At 66.3% G+C, this 18,649-nt stretch carries 18 protein-coding genes; 3 read left to right on the top strand and 15 right to left on the bottom strand.

The genetic code is table 11. From position 1 onward, the window contains the following. Positions 1-16: 16 nt before the first annotated feature. The gene (gene recJ, locus F3I62_RS12235) at positions 17-1,732 is read right to left on the bottom strand and encodes a single-stranded-DNA-specific exonuclease RecJ (protein WP_160489912.1); all 1,716 of its coding nucleotides are present in this window, start codon (positions 1,730-1,732) and stop codon (positions 17-19) included. Between the two features lie 112 nt (positions 1,733-1,844). Beyond that, positions 1,845-2,384 (bottom strand): YaeQ family protein, encoded by a 540-nt coding sequence (locus tag F3I62_RS12230; RefSeq protein WP_160489911.1) that lies wholly within the window; start codon positions 2,382-2,384, stop codon positions 1,845-1,847. A gap of 219 nt (positions 2,385-2,603) precedes the next feature. Between F3I62_RS12230 and F3I62_RS12225 the strand changes: the two genes are divergently transcribed. Beyond that, complete coding sequence (locus tag F3I62_RS12225; protein WP_160489910.1) at positions 2,604-4,316, top strand: hypothetical protein; 1,713 nt, start codon at positions 2,604-2,606, stop codon at positions 4,314-4,316. Here the strand turns inward: F3I62_RS12225 and F3I62_RS12220 are convergent. After that, on the bottom strand, positions 4,313-4,876 hold the full coding sequence (locus F3I62_RS12220) for a rhomboid family intramembrane serine protease (RefSeq protein WP_372240122.1): 564 nt from the start codon (positions 4,874-4,876) through the stop codon (positions 4,313-4,315). The two genes, F3I62_RS12225 and F3I62_RS12220, sit on opposite strands and share 4 nt — an antisense overlap. Positions 4,877-5,031: 155 nt before the next feature. Here F3I62_RS12220 and F3I62_RS12215 point away from each other — a divergent pair, with 155 nt between their 5' ends. Then, positions 5,032-6,228 (top strand): CaiB/BaiF CoA-transferase family protein, encoded by a 1,197-nt coding sequence (locus F3I62_RS12215; protein WP_160489909.1) that lies wholly within the window; start codon positions 5,032-5,034, stop codon positions 6,226-6,228. An 84-nt stretch (positions 6,229-6,312) separates the two neighbouring features. Here the strand turns inward: F3I62_RS12215 and F3I62_RS12210 are convergent, their stop codons facing one another. From F3I62_RS12210 to F3I62_RS12185, 6 genes are all read right to left on the bottom strand, one after another. Further along, the gene (locus F3I62_RS12210) at positions 6,313-7,293 is read right to left on the bottom strand and encodes a LysR family transcriptional regulator (protein ID WP_218572846.1); all 981 of its coding nucleotides are present in this window, start codon (positions 7,291-7,293) and stop codon (positions 6,313-6,315) included. 84 nt (positions 7,294-7,377) lie between these two features. Continuing rightward, entirely contained in the window at positions 7,378-8,826 is a 1,449-nt protein-coding gene (gene lysA / locus F3I62_RS12205) for a diaminopimelate decarboxylase (RefSeq protein ID WP_160489908.1), read from the bottom strand. A 44-nt stretch (positions 8,827-8,870) separates the two neighbouring features. Then, positions 8,871-9,644, bottom strand: a complete 774-nt coding sequence (locus F3I62_RS12200; RefSeq protein ID WP_095939601.1) for an ATP-binding cassette domain-containing protein — start codon at positions 9,642-9,644, stop codon at positions 8,871-8,873. 5 nt (positions 9,645-9,649) lie between these two features. Next, positions 9,650-10,393 carry an ABC transporter permease gene (locus tag F3I62_RS12195; RefSeq protein WP_160489907.1) on the bottom strand — a complete coding sequence of 248 codons (744 nt, stop codon included), beginning with the start codon at positions 10,391-10,393 and terminating at the stop codon, positions 9,650-9,652. Next, a complete protein-coding gene (locus F3I62_RS12190; protein ID WP_160489906.1) occupies positions 10,390-11,115 on the bottom strand; it encodes an ABC transporter permease in 726 nt (241 codons plus the stop codon). The genes F3I62_RS12195 and F3I62_RS12190 overlap by 4 nt, the downstream gene beginning before the upstream one ends. 92 nt (positions 11,116-11,207) lie before the next feature. Continuing rightward, positions 11,208-11,999 (bottom strand): ABC transporter substrate-binding protein, encoded by a 792-nt coding sequence (locus tag F3I62_RS12185; protein WP_160489905.1) that lies wholly within the window; start codon positions 11,997-11,999, stop codon positions 11,208-11,210. 417 nt (positions 12,000-12,416) lie between these two features. On the opposite strand from F3I62_RS12185, the gene F3I62_RS12180 reads away from it, so the two are divergent. Then, positions 12,417-12,893 carry a hypothetical protein gene (locus F3I62_RS12180; protein WP_160489904.1) on the top strand — a complete coding sequence of 159 codons (477 nt, stop codon included), beginning with the start codon at positions 12,417-12,419 and terminating at the stop codon, positions 12,891-12,893. A 194-nt stretch (positions 12,894-13,087) separates the two neighbouring features. On the opposite strand, the gene moaE is transcribed toward F3I62_RS12180, so the two are convergent. The 6 genes from moaE to F3I62_RS12150 form a co-directional block, all read right to left on the bottom strand. Continuing rightward, positions 13,088-13,543 (bottom strand): molybdopterin synthase catalytic subunit MoaE, encoded by a 456-nt coding sequence (gene moaE / locus F3I62_RS12175; protein ID WP_160489903.1) that lies wholly within the window; start codon positions 13,541-13,543, stop codon positions 13,088-13,090. A 3-nt stretch (positions 13,544-13,546) separates the two neighbouring features. Next, positions 13,547-13,792: a MoaD/ThiS family protein gene (locus F3I62_RS12170; protein WP_160489902.1), complete on the bottom strand. Its 246-nt coding sequence runs from the start codon at positions 13,790-13,792 to the stop codon at positions 13,547-13,549. After that, positions 13,789-14,265 (bottom strand): cyclic pyranopterin monophosphate synthase MoaC, encoded by a 477-nt coding sequence (gene moaC / locus F3I62_RS12165; protein WP_160489901.1) that lies wholly within the window; start codon positions 14,263-14,265, stop codon positions 13,789-13,791. Before moaC ends, F3I62_RS12170 begins: the two co-directional genes overlap by 4 nt. Positions 14,266-14,360: 95 nt before the next feature. Next, the gene (locus tag F3I62_RS12160; protein ID WP_160489900.1) at positions 14,361-15,752 is read right to left on the bottom strand and encodes a PhoH family protein; all 1,392 of its coding nucleotides are present in this window, start codon (positions 15,750-15,752) and stop codon (positions 14,361-14,363) included. A 346-nt stretch (positions 15,753-16,098) separates the two neighbouring features. Continuing rightward, positions 16,099-17,226, bottom strand: a complete 1,128-nt coding sequence (locus tag F3I62_RS12155) for a polysaccharide deacetylase family protein (protein WP_160489899.1) — start codon at positions 17,224-17,226, stop codon at positions 16,099-16,101. 63 nt (positions 17,227-17,289) lie between these two features. Continuing rightward, complete coding sequence (locus tag F3I62_RS12150) at positions 17,290-18,450, bottom strand: tetratricopeptide repeat protein (protein WP_160490037.1); 1,161 nt, start codon at positions 18,448-18,450, stop codon at positions 17,290-17,292. Between the last annotated feature and the right edge of the window lie 199 nt (positions 18,451-18,649).

The following is an 18,649-nucleotide window of genomic DNA, read 5'->3' as shown; positions in this document are numbered from 1 at the left end:
CACGCAGCGGCGAACCTCAGCGCGGCGCCAGATGCGCCACCATCAGCTGCACGCTCTCGCGGCCCTGGTACTCGTTGACGTCCAGCTTGTAGGCCAGCTCGACCCAGCGCACGTTGGGGTTGGGCCAGACCTCGCGGTCGATATTGAAGGCGATGCCATCCAGGGTCTGGCCGCCGCATTCGGTCTTCAGCACCAGCTTGAGGTGCTTGTCGCCGACCAGGCGCTGCTGGACGATCTGGAACACGCCGTGGAACAGCGGCTCGGGGAAATGCTGGCCCCAGGGCCCGGCATGGCGCAGGGCCTTGGCCAGTTCCAGGTGGAATTCCTCGACGCCCAGTTGGCCGTCGGACAGCAGGCGTCCGGTCAGGTCGTCCTCGCTCAGCTGGCGGCGCACCTCGGCATCGAAGGCGGCGGCGAAGGCGCCGTAGTTTTCCTGGGGCAGCGACAGGCCGGCGGCCATGGCATGCCCGCCGAACTTGCTGATCAGCCCCGGATGCCTGGCCGCGACCGCGTCCAGCGCATCGCGGATATGCAGGCCCGGCACCGAACGGGCCGAGCCTTTCAGCACACCCTCGCCGGCATCGGCGAAGGCGATGGCCGGGCGGTGGTAGCGCTCCTTCAGGCGCGAGGCGAGGATGCCGATCACCCCCTGGTGCCAGTCCGGCTCGAACAGGCACAGGCCGAACGGCATGTCGGCCAGCGGCAGGTCCTTGAGCTGGGCCAGGGCCTCGCGCTGCATGCCCTGTTCGATGGCCTTGCGGTCCTTGTTCAGCTCGTCGAGCTGCTGGGCCATGTCGCGGGCCAGCGCTTCGTCGTCGCACAGCAGGCATTCGATGCCCAGGCTCATGTCGTCCAGGCGCCCGGCCGCGTTCAGGCGCGGGCCGAGGATGAAGCCGAGGTCGGTGGAGGTGATGCGCCCATGCTGCCGCCCGGCCACTTCCAGCACCGCGCGCAACCCCGGACGCGCACGCCCGGCACGGATGCGCGCCAGGCCCTGGTGCACCAGGATGCGGTTGTTGGCATCCAGCGGCACCACGTCGGCCACGCTGCCCAGGGCGACCAGATCGAGCAGTTCGCCCAGGTTCGGCTCGGCGATACCGCTGCTGGCGAACCAGCCGATTTCGCGGAGTTTGGCGCGCAGGGCCAGCAGCACATAGAACATCACCCCGACCCCGGCCAGCGCCTTGCTCGGGAACTCGCAGCCCGGCTGGTTGGGGTTGACGATGGCATCGGCCGCCGGCAGTTCCGGGCCCGGCAGGTGGTGGTCGGTGACCAGCACGGTCAGCCCGGCGGCCTTGGCCGCGGCCACCCCCTCGACGCTGGAGATGCCGTTGTCCACGGTCAGCAGCAGGTCGGGCTGGCGCTGCAGGGCCACGGCGACGATCTCCGGGGTCAGGCCGTAGCCGTATTCGAAGCGATTGGGCACCAGGTAGTCGACATGCGCCGCGCCGAGCATGCGCAGGCCAAGCATGCCGACCGAGCTGGCGGTGGCGCCGTCGGCATCGAAGTCGCCGACGATGAGGATGCGCTGGCGCCGCTCAAGGGCCTGCACCAGCAGGTCGACGGCCGCGTCGATGCCCTTGAGCTGCTGATACGGGATCAGCCGCGCCAGGCCCTTGTCCAGCTCGGCCTGGGACTGCACGCCACGCGCCGCATACAGGCGGGTCAGCAGCGGCGGCAGGTCACCGAGGTCGGGCAGGCTGGCGGGAAGCGGGCGGGGTTCGATGCGCATGGGTATTCCGGTTGTTCTATGCAAGCTGGCGGCAATACGTAGCCCGGATGCAATCCGGGATCATCACGACACAGTTGCCCGGATAGCATCCGGGCTACGTCAGAAGCTGAACTCAGCGTTCGCCGACCAGCCACTCCAGGGGAATCTCGTGCTGGCCGCGCTCGTCGGTGACGAACAGCTCGCCGTCGCTGATCATCACGCTCCAGCTGACCGTGCGCGGCAGGTCGCGGGCGAGGTTTTCCAGGGCTTCCTGCTGCACGCCGACCACGTTGATGTTCTTCAGGTTGCGCACGCTGTCGAGCACCTTGCTCTGCCACACGCGCAGGTTGCCGTAGGCCACCAGGCTGAACTTCTCGGTGCGCCGCGAACACCAGGTGATGCGCTCGGCGTCCGGCTGACCGACTTCGATCCAGTGCAGCACGCGGTCGTCCAGGCTCTTCTCCCACAGCGCCGGCTCGTCGATATCCGACAGGCCGCGCCCGAAGGCCAGCTGCTCGTGGTACCACAGCGCATAGGCGATCAGCCGCACGCACAGGCGTTCCTCGGTTTCCGAGGGGTGCTTGGCCACGGTGAAGCGCAGGCTCTCGTAGATGCTGCGATCGATATCGGTGAGGTTCAGGTCGACTTTGTAGGGCGTGGCTTGCAGGGCCATGGGCAGGCTTCTTGATGTTCTGGAAAGCCGCCAAGTCTACCCCGAAACATCTCGCCCTGCCCGGCTGCCATGCGCCCGTTCGGCACATCGGCGACTGCGGCAGGAGTCCCACAAACTGCCGATCAGGGTTGCCACACCCGCGCCCGGCACTTATAACCCGCGCGATCCAAGGCGATGCGCAACCCGCGTACCGGCCAGCGACGAATGGAAAGGAAGCACATGGAAGTGTATGCAGGGATGGTCATCGGGGTTGCCGTACTGGCGATCTACCTCTTTTATCGCCACAGAAAAGCCCTGGCCTTGCGGCTTACCCCGCAAGAGTCTGCGCAGATCAACCGTGTCACCCTGGTCGCCATGAGCGAGCCCCTGTTGGCACTGGAGATTGCCCAACGCCTGGACGGTCCCGCACGGCAGCGGGCCATGCAAATCGTTGCGCCGGAGCTGATCAAGGCCGGCCACCGTTCGGCAGGCGAGCAAGCCTTGGCCGAGTTGAGCAAAGCCAACAAATCCGAACCGCTGAAAACCATCCTGGAAGTGATGCTGCAACAGGGCGAGTCGCAGGCGGCCAAAACGCTGCTGCAAAATGCCAATGCGCAGCTGCCGATCGATGGGCATGTCGTCAGCATCCAGCTGGATCTGGCTAACGGCAAAGAGCAGGAAGCCCTGAAACTCCTCAAACTCCTCAGCGAAATGCAAGAAGTCGCCGGGGCCTACACGCTTTCCCGTGCCCACAGCCTGGAGGTTGCCCGCCTGCAGCGCCGCTTCAACATGAATAAAGCCGCGGCCTTGAGCATTGCCTGGGCCTGGTCCACTCTGGGAGCGGACGGTGAACTGTCGTGGGATGAGTTGCGCGCCATTCTCCAGGAGTTTTTCCAACAGGACGGCAGCGTCCGGGTCATAGAGCTAGCCGAGCAACTGCCCGCCCCCTACAAAACCAGCGCCGCCAGCGTGCTGTTCGAGGCCGGCGAACTAGAGCCGGCCTTTGCTCTGCTGAGCGAAAGCGGCAGCGACATTCCCGTCGACACCTACGACAAACTGCTGAACATTGCCCTCAACGCCAATCAGCCAGACAAGGCCTTGCGCCTGATTGACTTCGTGGCCACTCATGCCGCCGACGAATTACTCCTGAGTCTTATGCAGTGGCACCTGCAACGTGGCGAAACTGCGGCGGTCGATGCCTTGTTGCAGAAGCGAGTGCAGAGCCCCGAACAGCACATCGAGTTGCGACTCCGGCTATTTACCTACAACCATGAGCAGCAACCGAGCTGGAGTGCTGCGCAGCTGCAGCAGGCCGAACGCCATCTAAAGCAACTACGTGGCAAGGAGCACGAGGGCTGGTATCACCTGCTGACTCTGGAAGCCCGACTGCAAGCTCAAACCCAGCTGTCTGCCCCCCGCCGCGATCAGACACTGATCCGTACCAGCCTGGAACAGATCACCCGGTTCAACAGCCAACTGAGCACGTCAGACAAGCTGCCGCGCTACAGCGCTCAGGCCAAGCTGCTGCATGCGCTCGGCCAGAATACGGCGGCCGGGAAACTGCTGGACGAGCTGGTGCAACAACTCAAGGACCATCCCAACGAGGATGACGATGAATACGGCCATCAGCTGAACTTGGAAGATGTCGCGCATACCTATCTGAGTATCGACCAGCACCTGCCCGCCATTGCCCTGCGCGATGAGCTGAACACCCAGGGAGCCTGCAGCCATGAGTTATCACAGGGCATCGTGCTTAACCACATTCGCCACCAGCGCCTGACCGATGCAATCGATGCGCTTGACTGCAGCATTCTGATCGGCGGCCGCAACCTCCTGACGCCTCTGCGCCAAGCCATCGAACAGCAACAAGCACCAGCACGCGCTCGCAAGCTGCATGAGAAACTGCTCCATACCCTGAGCAACGGCCTGCTGCCGCCACAGGCCGCCGGCTAGGGTTGCTCGCCACGACCGGCCAGACGCTGCTCCAGGGCCGCGAACAGCACCCCGCACAGCGCGCCGAACAGGTGGTACTCGAAGGACACGCCCTGGCTCGGCAACAGGCCGAACCACCAGCCGCCGTAGTAGAACAGCACCAGCACGGCGACCAGCAGGTTGCCCAGGCTGCGCTGGAACCAGGCCTGGGCCAGCAGCAGGCCCCACAGGCCGAACAGCCAGCCGCTGGCGCCCAGGTGCATGCCCGGGCGGGCGAACAGCCAGACCAGCAGGCCGCTGCCGAGGATGATGAAGGCGCTGGCACCGAGCAGGCGGCGCAACGAGCCCAGGCTGACCAGCCAGCCCAGCACCAGCAGCCCCGGCAGGTTGTTGAGCAGGTGCAGCCAGCCGGCATGCAACCAGGGGGCGGCGAGGATGCCCGGCAGGCTGGCCGACTCGCGCGGCAGTACGCCCCAGACATTCAAGGCATTGCCGCTGAGGCTGTTGACCAGCTGCAGCGCCAGCATCAAGGCGGCGATGCCGAGCAGCAGCTGCAGGCGCGGGACTATCCAGGCTTTCACCTTCCGTTGTGCTCCATGATCCAGGCTATCTGTGCGTGCGCCGGCGATTTAACCGCACAATGCCGGCGTGCAACAGCCTCGCCATGCGCCCCACGCTCCCCAGCCGGCGCGCAATGGCATAGGCTTATGCGCTCCCCTTCTGCCCCGGAGCCGCCATGATCCCCAGCAAACCCCTCGCCGGCCTGAAAGTGGTCGAACTCGGCACCCTGATCGCCGGGCCGTTCGCCTCGCGCATCTGCGCCGAGTTCGGTGCCGAGGTGGTCAAGGTCGAGTCGCCGGATGGCGGCGACCCGCTGCGCAAGTGGCGCAAGCTGTACGAGGGCACCTCGCTGTGGTGGTTCGTGCAGGCGCGCAACAAGCAGTCGATCACCCTCAACCTCAAGCACGAGGCCGGCCGCGAAGTGCTGAAGAAGCTGCTCGGCGAGGCCGACATCCTGATCGAGAACTTCCGCCCTGGCGTGCTGGAAAAGCTCGGCCTCGGCTGGGACGTGCTGCATGCGCTCAACCCCAGACTGGTGATGGTGCGCCTGTCCGGCTTCGGCCAGACCGGGCCGATGCAGGACCAGCCCGGCTTCGGCGCGGTGGGCGAGTCCATGGGCGGGCTGCGCTACATCACCGGCTTCGAGGACCGCCCGCCGGTGCGCACCGGCATCAGCATCGGCGACTCGATCGCCGCGCTGTGGGGGGTGATCGGCGCCTTGATGGCGCTGCGGCACCGCGAGGTCAACGGCGGCACCGGCCAGGTGGTCGACGTGGCGCTGTACGAGGCGATCTTCGCCATGATGGAAAGCATGGTGCCGGAGTTCGACGTGTTCGGCTTCATCCGCGAGCGCACCGGCAACATCATGCCCGGCATCACGCCCTCCTCCATCCATACCTGCGCCGATGGCAAGCACATCCAGATCGGCGCCAACGGCGATGCGATCTTCCAGCGTTTCATGCGCGCCATCGGCCGCGATGATCTGGCAGAAGCGGCAGACCTGGCCGACAACGCCGGCCGCGATGCCCGCCGCGATGAGCTGTACGGGGTGATCGACCGCTGGACCGCCAGCCTGCCGCTGGCCGAGGTGGAAGCCACCCTGGTGCGCGCCGAGGTGCCGGCCAGCCGCATCTACTCGGCCGAAGACATGTTCAAGGACCCGCAATTCCTCGCCCGCGAGATGTTCCTCTCCGCCAAGCTGCCGGACGGCAAGCCGTTCAAGATGCCCGGCATCGTGCCCAAGCTGAGCGAGACGCCGGGCGGCGTGGAATGGACCGGCCCCGAGCTGGGCGAGCACAACGCGGCGGTGCTGGGCCGCCTCGGCTACAGCGCCGAGCAGATCGACGAGCTGCGCCGCAGCAAGGCGATCTGAACCGGGACGGCACGTAGACTCAGCGACGCCGCATGGCTGGCATGGCCTGAGGTCTGGCACCCTGATCTATCTGTAGGGTGCCGCCTATTTGAAATACCGCCCCCTGACCGCCGCCACGGTGGCCTCGCGCAGCAGGCCGATAAACAGCTGCTCCACGTCGCTCAGCAGCTGGTTCTCCGGCGTGACCAGGTACACCTCGTTGACCGGCAGCTGGTCATAGGGCGGCAGCTGGAACAGCAGCTTCTGCGCCACGAAGGGCTTGGCCCCCTCCACGGTCAGGGCGCCGAAGCCGAGGCCGGCGAGGATCAGGCGGCGCACCTCCTCCTCGTTGGGCGACACCGCCACCAGGCGGCCCCAGAACTGCTGTTCGGTGCGCACCGAGTTGACCGCACTGAGGCCTTCGCCAGGCTGGTCGCTCTCGAAGGAGACATAGGCCAGGCCGCGCAGGTCCGCCGCAGTCAGGTCCGCGCGGCCGAACAGCGGGTGGTGCGGGCCGCAATAGAAGGCCATCTGCTCGTAGCCGAGCAGGTCGAAGTGCAGGCCGGTCTGGGCGGTTTTCTTGTTGCTGATGCCGATATGCAGATCATCCCGGGCCACCGCGTCGACGATATCGGCGCTGGGCTGGGAGCTGAGGCTGATCAGCACATTGGGATAGAGACGGTGGAACTGCGCCAGGCTGTCGTCGAAGGGCTGGCAGCTGACATGGCTGGCGACCTGGATATGCAGCTCGCCAAGCACCGCACCGGCCTCGCCGGCGTACTGCTCGGCCATCTTGCCGATGATGCTGCCGGCCGAGGAAATGTACTCGTAGACCCGCAAGCCCTGCTCGGTCAGGGAGAACATGCCCTTCTTGCGCTGGATCAGGCGCATGCCCAGGTGTTCTTCCAGGCGCTTGAGGGCATTGCTGACGCTGGGCTGGCTGAGCGACAGCTTGCGCGCCGCGCCGGTGATGCTGCTTTCCTCGACTATCACCAGGAAGGTGTACAGCAGGTTCCAGTCCAGGTTGCGCATAAGGCGCTCGCGGGGCGACAGCATGATCGATGGCTCTCCCAGGCAGGCCGTCATGGTGGCGGCTCCTGGCAGACCTTAGCATTGCCGACCACCCAAGGGGCAGCGCGGGGCTGCCCCTCAGGCGACACGCCGTTGCGTTCAGTCGACATCATGGCTGAGCAGGTCGGCGTACTCGGCGCGGCGGCGGATCAGCCGGCTGCCCTGACGCTGATCGACCAGCACGGCGGCGGCGGCCTGCCGGCCGCAGTACTGGCTCATCATCTCCAGCGCGTAGGCGCCGACATCCAGCAGCGCGATCACATCGCCCTGGGCCGTGGCCGCCGGCAGCTCGCGCAGGTTGGGCTGGTGCACCAGCACCTGCTCCAGCACCGCGCGATGCTCGGCCAGCGCCGGCTGCTCGGCGATCAGCTCGGCCACCGCGCCCTCGCCCTCGATGTCGTAGTAGGTGTCGCTGCTGTCGCACAGCGGGCCTGCCATGCGGAACAGCGCCGTGTCGCGGTCGTCGCTGCGCGAGGCGTTGAGCATGTGGAAGTACCAGCCGTTGTACAGATCGAACAGCACGCTGTAGCCGGCGTCCAGGTAGCACACCGGGGTCTGGCGCGCCTTGTGCGCCTCGATGCGGGTCAGCAGGATGGCGGTGTCGCTGACCATGCTGCGCCCCGGCTCGACGATGATCTGGATGCCCTGCCCCAGCGCCTGGCTGATCGGGCGGATCAGCTGCTGGGCGAGCCGGGCGAAGTCGATGTCGGTGCGGTAGTTGTCGCGATAGTGCGGCGCCACCGTGGCGAAGTTTTCCTCGGCGCTGCTGTAGTTCTTGGCGAAGCCGCCGCCCAGGTTCACATGTTCCAGGGCATAGGGCAGGCGCTCGCTCACCTCGCGCACGTAGTCGATGAGGAAGGCGGCCTCGGCCTGGTACACCGCGATGTCGGTGATCTGGGTGCCGATATGGGCGTGCACGCCGACCATCTTCACCGCCTGCGGCTGGGCGAGGATGCGCTCGATGGCCTCGGCCTGCTCATCGGCGGTCATGCCGAACTTCGAGCTGGAAGTACCGGTCTGCCAGCCGGCGGCGGCGCCGCCGCGGATCTCCGGGATGATGCGCAGCGCCACGCGGGCCTGGCGGCCCAGCTCGGCGGCCACGGCGATGATGCGGTCGAGTTCGGACAACGAGTCGACGTTGATCGAGCCGATGCCGGCCTCGATCACCTCGCGCAGCTCCTGCACCTGCTTGGCCACGCCGTTGAACACCAGCTCGCCGGGAGCGAAGCCCGCCACGCAGGCCTTGTGGAATTCGCCGCCGGAGTTGACCTCCAGGGCCAGGCCGCAGTCCTTGAACACCTTGAGCACGGCGAGGTTGGCGCAGGCCTTGCTGGCGAAGCAGACGCGGGTGTTGGCGTGCTCGCGGCGGAAGTTCTCCAGGATGTCGCGGGCATTCTTGCGCAGGCGCGCCTCGGAATAGACGTAGAGCGGCGAGCCATAGCGCTCGACCAGCTCGACGGCATTGACGCCATCGATCAGCAGCTGGTTGTCGGCACTGGTCAGGTGCGCCTCGCGTTTCCACGGGTGCAGGGAGACGACTGAAGTCATGTCGGTACTCTTTCAGTAAAAAGTGGCAGTAGGAAAAGGGGAAATCAGTGCTGGGTGGCCAGCAGGCGCCGCAGGTTGGCCGACTGCGGATCGCCGAACAGCTGCTCGGGCGTGCCCTGCTCCTCGATGCGGCCCTGGTGCAGGTAGACCACGCGCGAGGACACCTCGCGGGCGAAGCGCATCTCGTGGGTGACCATGATCATGGTGCGGCCCTCCTCGCCCAGCTCGCGGATCACCCGGAGCACCTCGCCGACCAGCTCGGGGTCGAGCGCCGAGGTCGGCTCATCGAACAGCATCACCTCCGGGTCCATGGCCAGGGCACGGGCGATGGCCACGCGCTGCTTCTGCCCGCCGGACAGGCACTCGGGGTAGACGTGGCACTTCTCCAGCATGCCGACCCGCGCCAGCAGGCTGCGCGCCTTGGCCTCCACCTCCTCGCGCGGGCGGCCGAGGACGATGCAGGGGCCCATCATCACGTTCTCCAGCACGCTCATGTGCGGCCACAGGTTGAACGACTGGAACACCATGCCGAGGCGCGTGCGCACCCGCTCGATCTGCCGCTGGAAGCGCTTGGAGCGGTTGCCGCGCGAGTCGGCGGCCAGCTCCAGCTCCTCGCCGTGCACCCGCAGGGTGCCGCTGTCGGGAAACTCCAGCAGGTTCATGCAGCGCAGGAAGGTGCTCTTGCCCGAGCCGCTGGAGCCGATGATGCTGATCACCTCATGCTTGTGGGCGGTCAGCGACACGCCCTTGAGCACCTCGGTGCCGTCGTAGGACTTGTGCAGGTTCTCCACCTCCAGGGCGGCCTGCGGATGGTGCATGGTGGTCATGGGGCCACTCCTGTGGAAAGGCGGGTGAACAGGCCGCGACGCTTGCCCGGCTGGGCGCTGCGGCAGTGCAGATGGCGGGTCAGGCAGCGCTCCAGGCGCCGCCAGAGCAGCACGAAGATCGTGGTCATCAGCAGGTAGAGCACGGCGGCCCAGAAGTACACGGACAGGTCGAAGGTCTGCGAGAAGGCGCGGCGGGTCTGGCCCATCACGTCGAGCACGGTGATCACGCTGACCACTGCGCTGCCCTTGAGCAGCAGGATGATCTCGTTGCCCAGCGCCGGGAACGCGATGCGGTAGGCGTTGGGCAGGATGATCCGGCGGTACAGCTCAAACTTGCGCAGACCCAGGGCGATGCCCGCCTCGATCTGCCCGCTGGGCACCGCGCGCAGACCGCCACGGAGGATTTCCACCTGGTAGGCGGTGGAATTGAGCACAAAGGTCAGTAGCGCGCAGTAGTACGGGTCGCGGAAGAACCACCACAGCCCCGCCTCGGTCAGCGGCACGCGGAACTGCCCGGAGCCGTAATAGACCAGGAACAACTGGGCCAGCAGCGGCGTACCGCGAAAGAACGACACGTACAGCCGCACCGGCCAGCGCCAGGCCACGCTCGGGCTGCGCCGCAGCAGCGCCAGCGGCAGCGACAGGCAGCACGCCAGCAGGGAGGCGATCAGGGTGATCTGCAGGGTCAGCCCGGCGCCGGCCAGCAGTTGGCCGCCGAAACGTTCGAGGATGTCGATCATGCTGCGCGCCCCTCACGTTCGAAGCCCCGGTTGGCGCGCTGCTCCAGGCGGGCCAGGCCCCACTCGCAGAGCAGGCAGATGGCCCAGTAGACCAGGCACACCACGGCGAAGAACAGGAAGGGTTTCTTGGTCACCCCCACCGCCACGTTGGCCATGCGCATCAGGTCGTTCAGCGCGATCACCGACACCAGCGCGGTGTCCTTGATCAGGCTGATCCACAGGTTGCCCAGCCCCGGCAGCGCAAGGCGCAGCAGCTGCGGCAGCTCGATCAGGCGAAAGATGGTCAGCCGGCGCACGCCGATGGCCTGGGCCGCTTCCAGCTGGCCCCGGTCCAGCGACTGCCAGGCACCGCGCCAGACCTCGCTGGAGTAACCGGCGAACACCAGGCCCAGGGCGATCACCCCGGCCAGGAAGGGGCTCAGCTCGAAGGACGCGGCCCCCGGGCTGAACCACTTGAGCAGGCTGTTAAGCGCCAGGCCCACGCCGTGGTAGATGATGAACAGGGTCAGCAATTCCGGCAGACCGCGGATGGTGGTGCTGAAGCCGACCGACAGGCCGCGCCACAGCGTCCGCCGGCACAGGCCGAGTGCCGCCACGGCCAGCCCCAGGGCCAGGCCGACCGGCAGGCTGGCCGCCGCCAGCGCCAGGGTCACCCCCAGGCCGCGCAGCAACTCGTCGCCCCAGCCGCCACCGGTAAAACTCAGGTAGGAGAGCCACTCCATAGAACAGCCTCTTCTCGATCAGAAGGAAGAAAAATGCGAACCCAGCCGCCCGCCAGCGAACCCGCGTGGGCTCACCGGCAGGCGGCCGTGGATCACTTCTGCAGGGTCAGCAGGTTGACCGAGAAGTACTTGTCGTTGATGGTCTTGTAGGTGCCATCGGCGATGATCGCCGCCAGCGCCTGGTTGAGCTGGTCGCGCAGGGCCGCGTCTTCCTTGCGCAGGGCGATGCCGACGCCCTCGCCCACGTACTTGGCCTCGCTGATCGGCGCGCCGGCCAGCACGCAGCAGGCGCCGTCCTCGCTCTTGCCCGTCCACTCCAGCATCGGAATCATGTCGCCGACCTGGGCGTCCAGGCGGCCGGAGACCAAGTCCAGGTTGACCGCGTCCTGGGTCGGGTACAGGCGCACGTCGGAGTCCGGGAACATGGCCGAGAGGTAGTCGCCCTGGGTGGTGGAACCCTGTGCACCGATGGTCTTGCCGGCCAGGCCCTTGGGCGAGAAGTCCTTCAGGTCGGAATCCTTGGGCACCACGAAGCTCATGGCCGACTTCTGGTAGGGGTTGGTGAAGGCGACCTTCTGCTTGCGTTCCTCGGTGATGAACATGGAGGCGATGATCAAGTCGTACTTGTCAGCCAAGAGCGCCGGGATGATGCCGTCCCAGTCCTGGGCGACGAACTCGCACTGGGCCTTCATCTGGGCACACAGGGCGCGGCCGATCTCGATGTCGAAACCGCCCAGCTGGCCATCGGCGGTGAAGAAGTTGAAGGGTGGGTAGGCGCCTTCAGTGGCGATACGCAGGGTCGGCCCTTCGGCGGCCTGAGCGGCAGCGAACGGCAGGGCACCGAGGCTGGCACAGAACAACAGGGAGCGGAGAGTCTTATTCATCTTGTTTTCCTCTGGAATCGGGGTTCGCTGTGAAGCTGGCCGTCAGTTGCAAGCCCACTTCACATCGCACTGGATGACCACCCGGTCACCGCCGCGATCCAAGAATCCGCTCGCTCCAGGCATTTATCAAATGCATATTTATTATGTTATGCATATCCCATGGCTATGTATGAGCCCGGCAAAATCGCCGATGGCAAACGGCGCAACGAGCAGCCGCTGTCGCCTGCCGCCCGAGCGCCGTCCTGCTCTCGCCGGGATGCCTGCAGCAACGGGCAACAGAGCCCCCGCGACATCGACGCCGCGCCCGCCATGCGGCACACTCGCTGCGCACCAGCGCAAGGGGGCGACAGCCAGTATCCCCGCGCAGAAAGCCGATCCCCGCTGCCTACCCGCGCCACACAGCCCCGCGAGCCCGCCATGCCTATCGAAACCTGGGAACTGCTGTCCTATATCGTCACCGTGGTGGCGCTGCCCTTCGCCATCGGCGTGTTCATCTTCGAACAGCGCAAGGAGCGCGAGAACGAGGAAGAAGCCACCTGGCAGCAGATCTCCGACGCCTACATCGACTTCCTCGAAGTGGTGCTGAACAACCCCGACCTGCGCCTGCGCAGCCAGCGCGCCACCCCCGATCTGACCGACGAGCAGCGCGAGCGCATGTGGGTGATCTTCGACATGCTCATCTCGCTGTTCGAGCGCGCCTACCTGCTGGTCTACGAAGAGGGCATGGACGAGAAGAAGTTGCGCCGCTGGCACTCCTGGGAGGACTACATGCGCGAATGGAGCCGCCGCGAGGACTTCCGCCAGCGCCTGCCGGAACTGCTGCGCGGCGAGGACCCAGGCTTCGCCCGCTACATCCAGCGCCTGGCCGCGGAAGAAGCGGCCAACCCGGCCTGATGCCGTAGGGTGCGTACGGGGTAGGTGCTTGCGGCGGATCGGCTTGTTCCTGGTCGCGAATTCATTCGCGATCGGGGCCGGCTCCGAGTGGCCTGCTTATCGCGGATAAATCCGCTCCCACTAGAGCCGAGGACGGATGCAACAGGTAGCGACTACATTGCCACCGATAAATCCGAGAGGTCGTCAACAGACGCTCAGCGCTTGGCCCAGCGCCCGGCCGCATCCTGATCGCTGCTGCGTCCTTCCACCCAGCGCGCACCTTCGGGGGTGTCTTCCTTCTTCCAGAACGGCGCGCGGGTCTTGAGGTAATCCATGATGAAGTTGCAGGCGTCGAAGGCCGCCTGGCGGTGGGCGCTGGCGGTGCCGACGAAGACGATCGGCTCGCCCGGCGGCAACTGGCCGACGCGGTGGACGATTTCCACCCGCAGCAGCGGCCAGCGCTGCTCGGCTTCCGTGACGATCTGCTGCAGGGCCTTCTCGGTCATGCCCGGGTAGTGCTCGAGGAACATGCCGCGCACGTCCTGGCCGTCATTGAAGTCGCGCACGTAGCCGACGAAGCCGACCACCGCGCCGATGCCCAGCTGGGCCGCATGCAGGGCATTCAGCTCGACGCCGGGATCGAAGGCCGCAGGTTCGACGCGCACGCTCATGACCTAACCTCCGGTAACCGTGGGAAAGAACGCCACTTCATCGCCATCGGCCAGTTCGGTTTCCAGGCTGCACAGCTCCTGGTTGCGCGCGCACATCAGGTTCGCCTCGGCCAGCACCTGCCACACGCCGCCACGGCTGAGCAGGTGCCGGCGCAGCTGGTCCAGGCTGGCCAGGCTGGCCGGTTGCAGCTGCTCGCCATCGATGCCGAGCACCTCACGGTAACGGGCGAAATACTGCACGCGGATCATGCCTGCTCCCCCGCCACGAAGTGGCCGCTCTTGCCGCCGAGTTTCTCCAGCAGGCGCACCGACTCGATGACCATGCCGCGGTCCACCGCCTTGCACATGTCGTAGATCGTCAGCGCGGCGACGCTGGCGGCGGTCAGCGCCTCCATCTCCACCCCGGTCTGCCCGGCCAGCTTGCAGCGCGCCTGGATGCGCACGCAGTCGTCGCCACAGGCTTCCAGCTCGACCTTGACGCTGGTCAGCAGCAGCGGATGGCACAGCGGGATCAAATCAGAGGTCTTCTTCGCCGCCTGGATGCCGGCGATGCGCGCCACGGCGAACACGTCGCCTTTCGGATGGCCGCCGCTGGCGATCAGCTGCAGGGTGGCGGGCAGCATGCGCACGCGGGCTTCGGCCACGGCCTCGCGGGAGGTCGACGCCTTGTCGGTGACATCCACCATGTTGGCGCGGCCTTGGGAATCGAGATGGGTCAGCACGGTCTTGCTCCGGGAGAGATACGGCCATTGTAACGCCGCCGGCAGCCGAAGCGCGCTTCCCCTCCCCCGAATGGGAGAGGGGAATACCGCGTGATTTACATGTGGGTTTCCGCGTACTCGGCCAGCAGCGAACGCGGCACGCCCTGCAGGGTGATGTGCACGCCGTGCTCGAAGTCCTTGAAGCGCTCGGTGAGGTAGGTGAGGCCGGAACTGGTGGCGGACAGGTAAGGCGTGTCGATCTGCGCCAGGTTGCCCAGGCAGATCACCTTGGAGCCGGTACCGGCGCGGGTGATGATGGTCTTCATCTGGTGCGGGGTGAGGTTCTGGCACTCGTCGATCAGGATCAGGCTGTGCTGGAAACTGCGCCCGCGGATGTAGTTGAGCGATTTGAACTGCAGCGGCACCTTCTGCAGGATGTAGTCGACGCTGCCGTGGGTGCTCTCGTCGTCCATGTGCAGCGCTTCCAGGTTGTCGGTGATGGCGCCCAGCCAGGGCTCCATCTTCTCCGCCTCGGTGCCGGGCAGGAAGCCGATGTCCTCGTCCAGGCCCTGCACGCTGCGGGTGGCGATGATCCGCCGGTAGCGCTTGCTGACCATGGTCTGCTCGATGGCCGCGGCCAGCGCCAGGATGGTCTTGCCCGAACCGGCGGCGCCGGACAGGTTGACCAGGTGGATGTCCGGATCGAGCAGGGCGAACAGCGCCAGCGACTGGTAGATGTCGCGCGGCTTGAGGCCCCAGGCTTCCTGATGCAGCAGCGGCTCCTGGTGCAGGTCGAGAATGGTCAGGGTGCGTCCCTCGATGCCCTTGACCCAGCCGACGAAGCCCTGCTCGTCGATGATGAACTCGTTGACATGCACGGCCGGCAGGTTGTCGGTGAGCTGCACCTGGTGCCAGGTGCGGCCGTGGCCCTGACGGGTCTCGACCTTGCTCACGCGGTCCCAGAACGAGCCCGCCATGTTGTGGTAACCGCGTGACAGCAGGGACACGTCGTCGACCAGCTGGTCGGTGTGGTAGTCCTCGGCGGAGATGCCGCAGGCACGCGCCTTCAGGCGCATGTTGATGTCCTTGGTCACCAGCACCACGCGCATGCCCGGGTTGCTGCTGCGCAGGTCGACCAGCTGGTTGATGATCTTGTTGTCGTTGAGGTTTTCCGGCAGCCAGGTGATCGGCTCGGCGCGCTTGCTCATGAGGATCGACAGGCTGCCTTTCGGCCCGCTCTTGCCCCGCTGGATCGGCACGCCCTTCTCGACGTCTTCGGGAATCGCATCGCCGAGCACCTGGTCGATCAGGCGAATGGCCTGGCGACACTCGGCGGCGACCGAGTGCTTGCCGGCCTTGAGCTTGTCCAGCTCCTCGAGCACGGTCATGGGGATGGCGACGTGGTGTTCCTGGAAGTTCAGCAGCGCGTTGGGATCGTGGATCAGGACGTTGGTGTCGAGGACGTAGAGGGTGGGCTGGGTGGAACGGCTGTGTCCGTGATCATCCATACTCGGTCACCTTATCTGCGGGCCATGCGGAGCCGGCAAAGCGCTCCGACGAAGGGCCGTCGGCCTCCCGGCCAGAGCCGGAAAATGCACGCAAAGGTGATGGCCTTAAGCCGCCACCTGTGCTGCAGGGTTCGACGGTCTGTCTTCGTTAATACTCCATTCGGGATGACAGAAAAAAGAACTTTTTCATCGCTGCCGGACTTTTTTATCGGCTCGACGAATAACCCTTGGCGTACCCGAACGCCCCCGTTAAAGTCGGAAGTCATGCCCCTCGGCGAGCCCACTGCGGCCCGCCTGCCAAGCCCCCTCGGCACGCCCAGAATACGCCCCCGATTCAGCGCTCGATTCAGCGGTAGTCGTGGCAATCCAGCCAGTTCACCCCGGCCCCGTTGCTGGCCTGCAGCAGCCAGGGCAAGGCGCCGGCGGCCTTGTTGTGGATGTCGTGGAACAGCACGACACCACGGCGCCACAGCAGCATCAGGGTCAGCACGCGCTGGCCGGCGGCCTCGGCGCCAACCTTGCTGCTCCAGTCCTGCGAGTCGATCTGCCACAGCGCCACCTGCAGCCCCTGACTGGCGAAGAAAGCCTGGCTGTCGGCCTGGCGCTGGCCATAGGGCGGGCGGAATAGCGGCAGGTAAAGCGCCGGCAGTTCGCGCTGCAACAGCTCACGGGTGCGGCTCACCGAGCCCTGCCAGTCGGCCCAGCTGGTGTGGGCCTTGTGCTCCCAGCCGTGGGAGGCCACGCACTGGCCGGCATACAGCTGGTTCAGGGCCGCGGCCGAGGTTTTCTGCAGGCGCTGCTGCAGGTTGCTGCCGAGCACGTAGAAGGTGCCGTTGAGGCCCTGCTCGCGCAGCCAAGCCGCCAGCTTGTCAGTGTGGCCGCCGAGCGCCGTGGGGCCGTCGTCGAAGGTCAGGAGGAACTGCCTGTCGGCCAGCTCGTCGCCGTTGCGCTCCTGGTCGGAGAACAGCGCGATCTCGCTGCTGATCCGCGGGAACAGCGCGGCCAGGCGCATCTGCTCGTTGAGGTAGCCGAGGTGGAAACGCTGGCTGGCCTCGGCCCAGGCGAAGTAGCGCGAGTCCGGGGCGATCACCAGCTGCCTGGCCTGCTCGCGCAGCCCGGCGACATCTTCCGCCGGAGCGCAGAAATCGCTGGCCGGCGTGCAGCTCTGCCGGGCGAAACGATAGTTCTCCAGCAGGCGCTGCCAGAAACGTTCGCGCACCTGGGCGATCGACTGCAGGTTGGCCGATTTCAGGCCCAGGCGGGTTTTCCAGCCTGCTTCGTCGAGCCCTTCGCTGGCCTGCAGGGCCTGGGCGAACATGAGGATTTCCGCGCGCGAGGCGCTATCGAAGGCGGCCTGGCTGTGCAGCGGCTCGGGCCAGGTGCCGCGATCGAGGGTGGCGAAGGTCGCGGGGCCGGCGGCCTGGGCGCTGCCGGCCAGCAGGCCGAGACCGAGCAACAGGGTTCTGATCAGCATGAGTATTCTTCCTTGAATGAAAAACGCGCCCCTGAGGAGCGCGTTGTCTGGGTCGGCGCCGGATCAGCTGCGATCCTGCACGCGCAGGATGGCCTTGTCGTACACCGGGTTGGCCTTCTGTTCCTTGGCCAGGTGGTAGTGGCGCAGGGCGTCGTCATACTGCTCGGCCGCCTCGTAGATGCGCGCGATGTTGTAGTAGGAGCCGGCGCGCACGGTGGCCGCACTGGCGCCGCTGGCCAGGGCGATGGCCTTGCGGTTGGCCCAGATTGCCTCGGCGGTGCGCCCGGCCTTCTGGTAGGCCAGGCCGAGGTTGCCGTAGGCCTGGCCGTAGTTGGCGTCCAGTTCGATGGCTTGCCGGTAGAAGTCGATGGCCTGGTCCAGCTGGCCGGCATGGTAGGCCGTCTCGCCCTGGCGGTTGAGCGCCTTGGCGTCGCCCTGGGCGGCTTGTGTGGCGGTCAGGCTGGCAATGCTCTGCCCTTCGTTCTGCAGCGGCTGGAGGATGCCGCCGATGGCGGCGCTTTCGCCACTGATGCCCTGCAGCTGGTTGATGTCCTGGAAGTCGCCGTTGCCGGTGATGCGGAACACCGTCCACAGGTTGCCGCGCTGGCCCTGGGGCACGTAGTAGGTGCGCACCAGCGACTGGCCGACATAGACGAACACCTTGGCCTGGCTGGTGCTCAGGGCATTGGCCGACGGGGTGGTGCTGTTGATGAAGTCATGCACGGCGTACACGTAGGTCTCGCCGAAGCGCTTCTTCTGCAGGGTGATGGTTTCCGGGCCGTAGCTGTCGGTGTCGTCGACATCCAGGTTGGCCTGCTGGCCCTGCTTCTCGCCGAAGAACACATGGTTGCCCGGGTAGGCGATATGCGAGTCGAGGTCGGCCGGAGCCCGGCCCCAGCTGAGCACCACGCGCATGCCGTCGAGGCTCTGCATCACCGGGCTGATGGCGTAGGTCATGCCCTTGCACGGGCACTTGGCGACCAGATTGGAGTAGCCGGCCTTCTTGATGATCAGCAGGCTGGCGGCGTCATCGGCGAAGGCGGTGGTCAGGCTGACCTGGCCCTGGGCGTTGGTCTTGCCGACCACGGTCTGCGCGCCGTTCTTCTGTACCAGCACCTCGGCGTCGGCGATGCGCTGGTCCTTGACCACGGCGCTGAGCACTTCGATGGGCAGCTGCTCGGCCTGGGCCAGGGCAGCGGTGGATGCGAACAGCAGGGATAACACGGCGCGAGGGAGAAGACTCACTGCGACCTCCTTGTCAGAGCGATGAATGGAAGACGCGGCCGATCGGCCGCGCGGCGAGCACTATAACCGCTGCCCGACCCACAGTCTGTGACTGATCGCCCCGATAGCTGGAGCCATGCCCCGCATTGCCAACGCAGGTAGTTTTCCAACGGCCTGTTAGAATCGCCGCCACGTTTTA

Source organism: Pseudomonas sp. R-28-1W-6 (genome assembly GCF_009799925.1).
Lineage (GTDB): Bacteria > Pseudomonadota > Gammaproteobacteria > Pseudomonadales > Pseudomonadaceae > Aquipseudomonas.
Note: the sequence above shows the minus strand (reverse complement) of the source record. Positions and strands in the feature narration are given on the sequence as shown.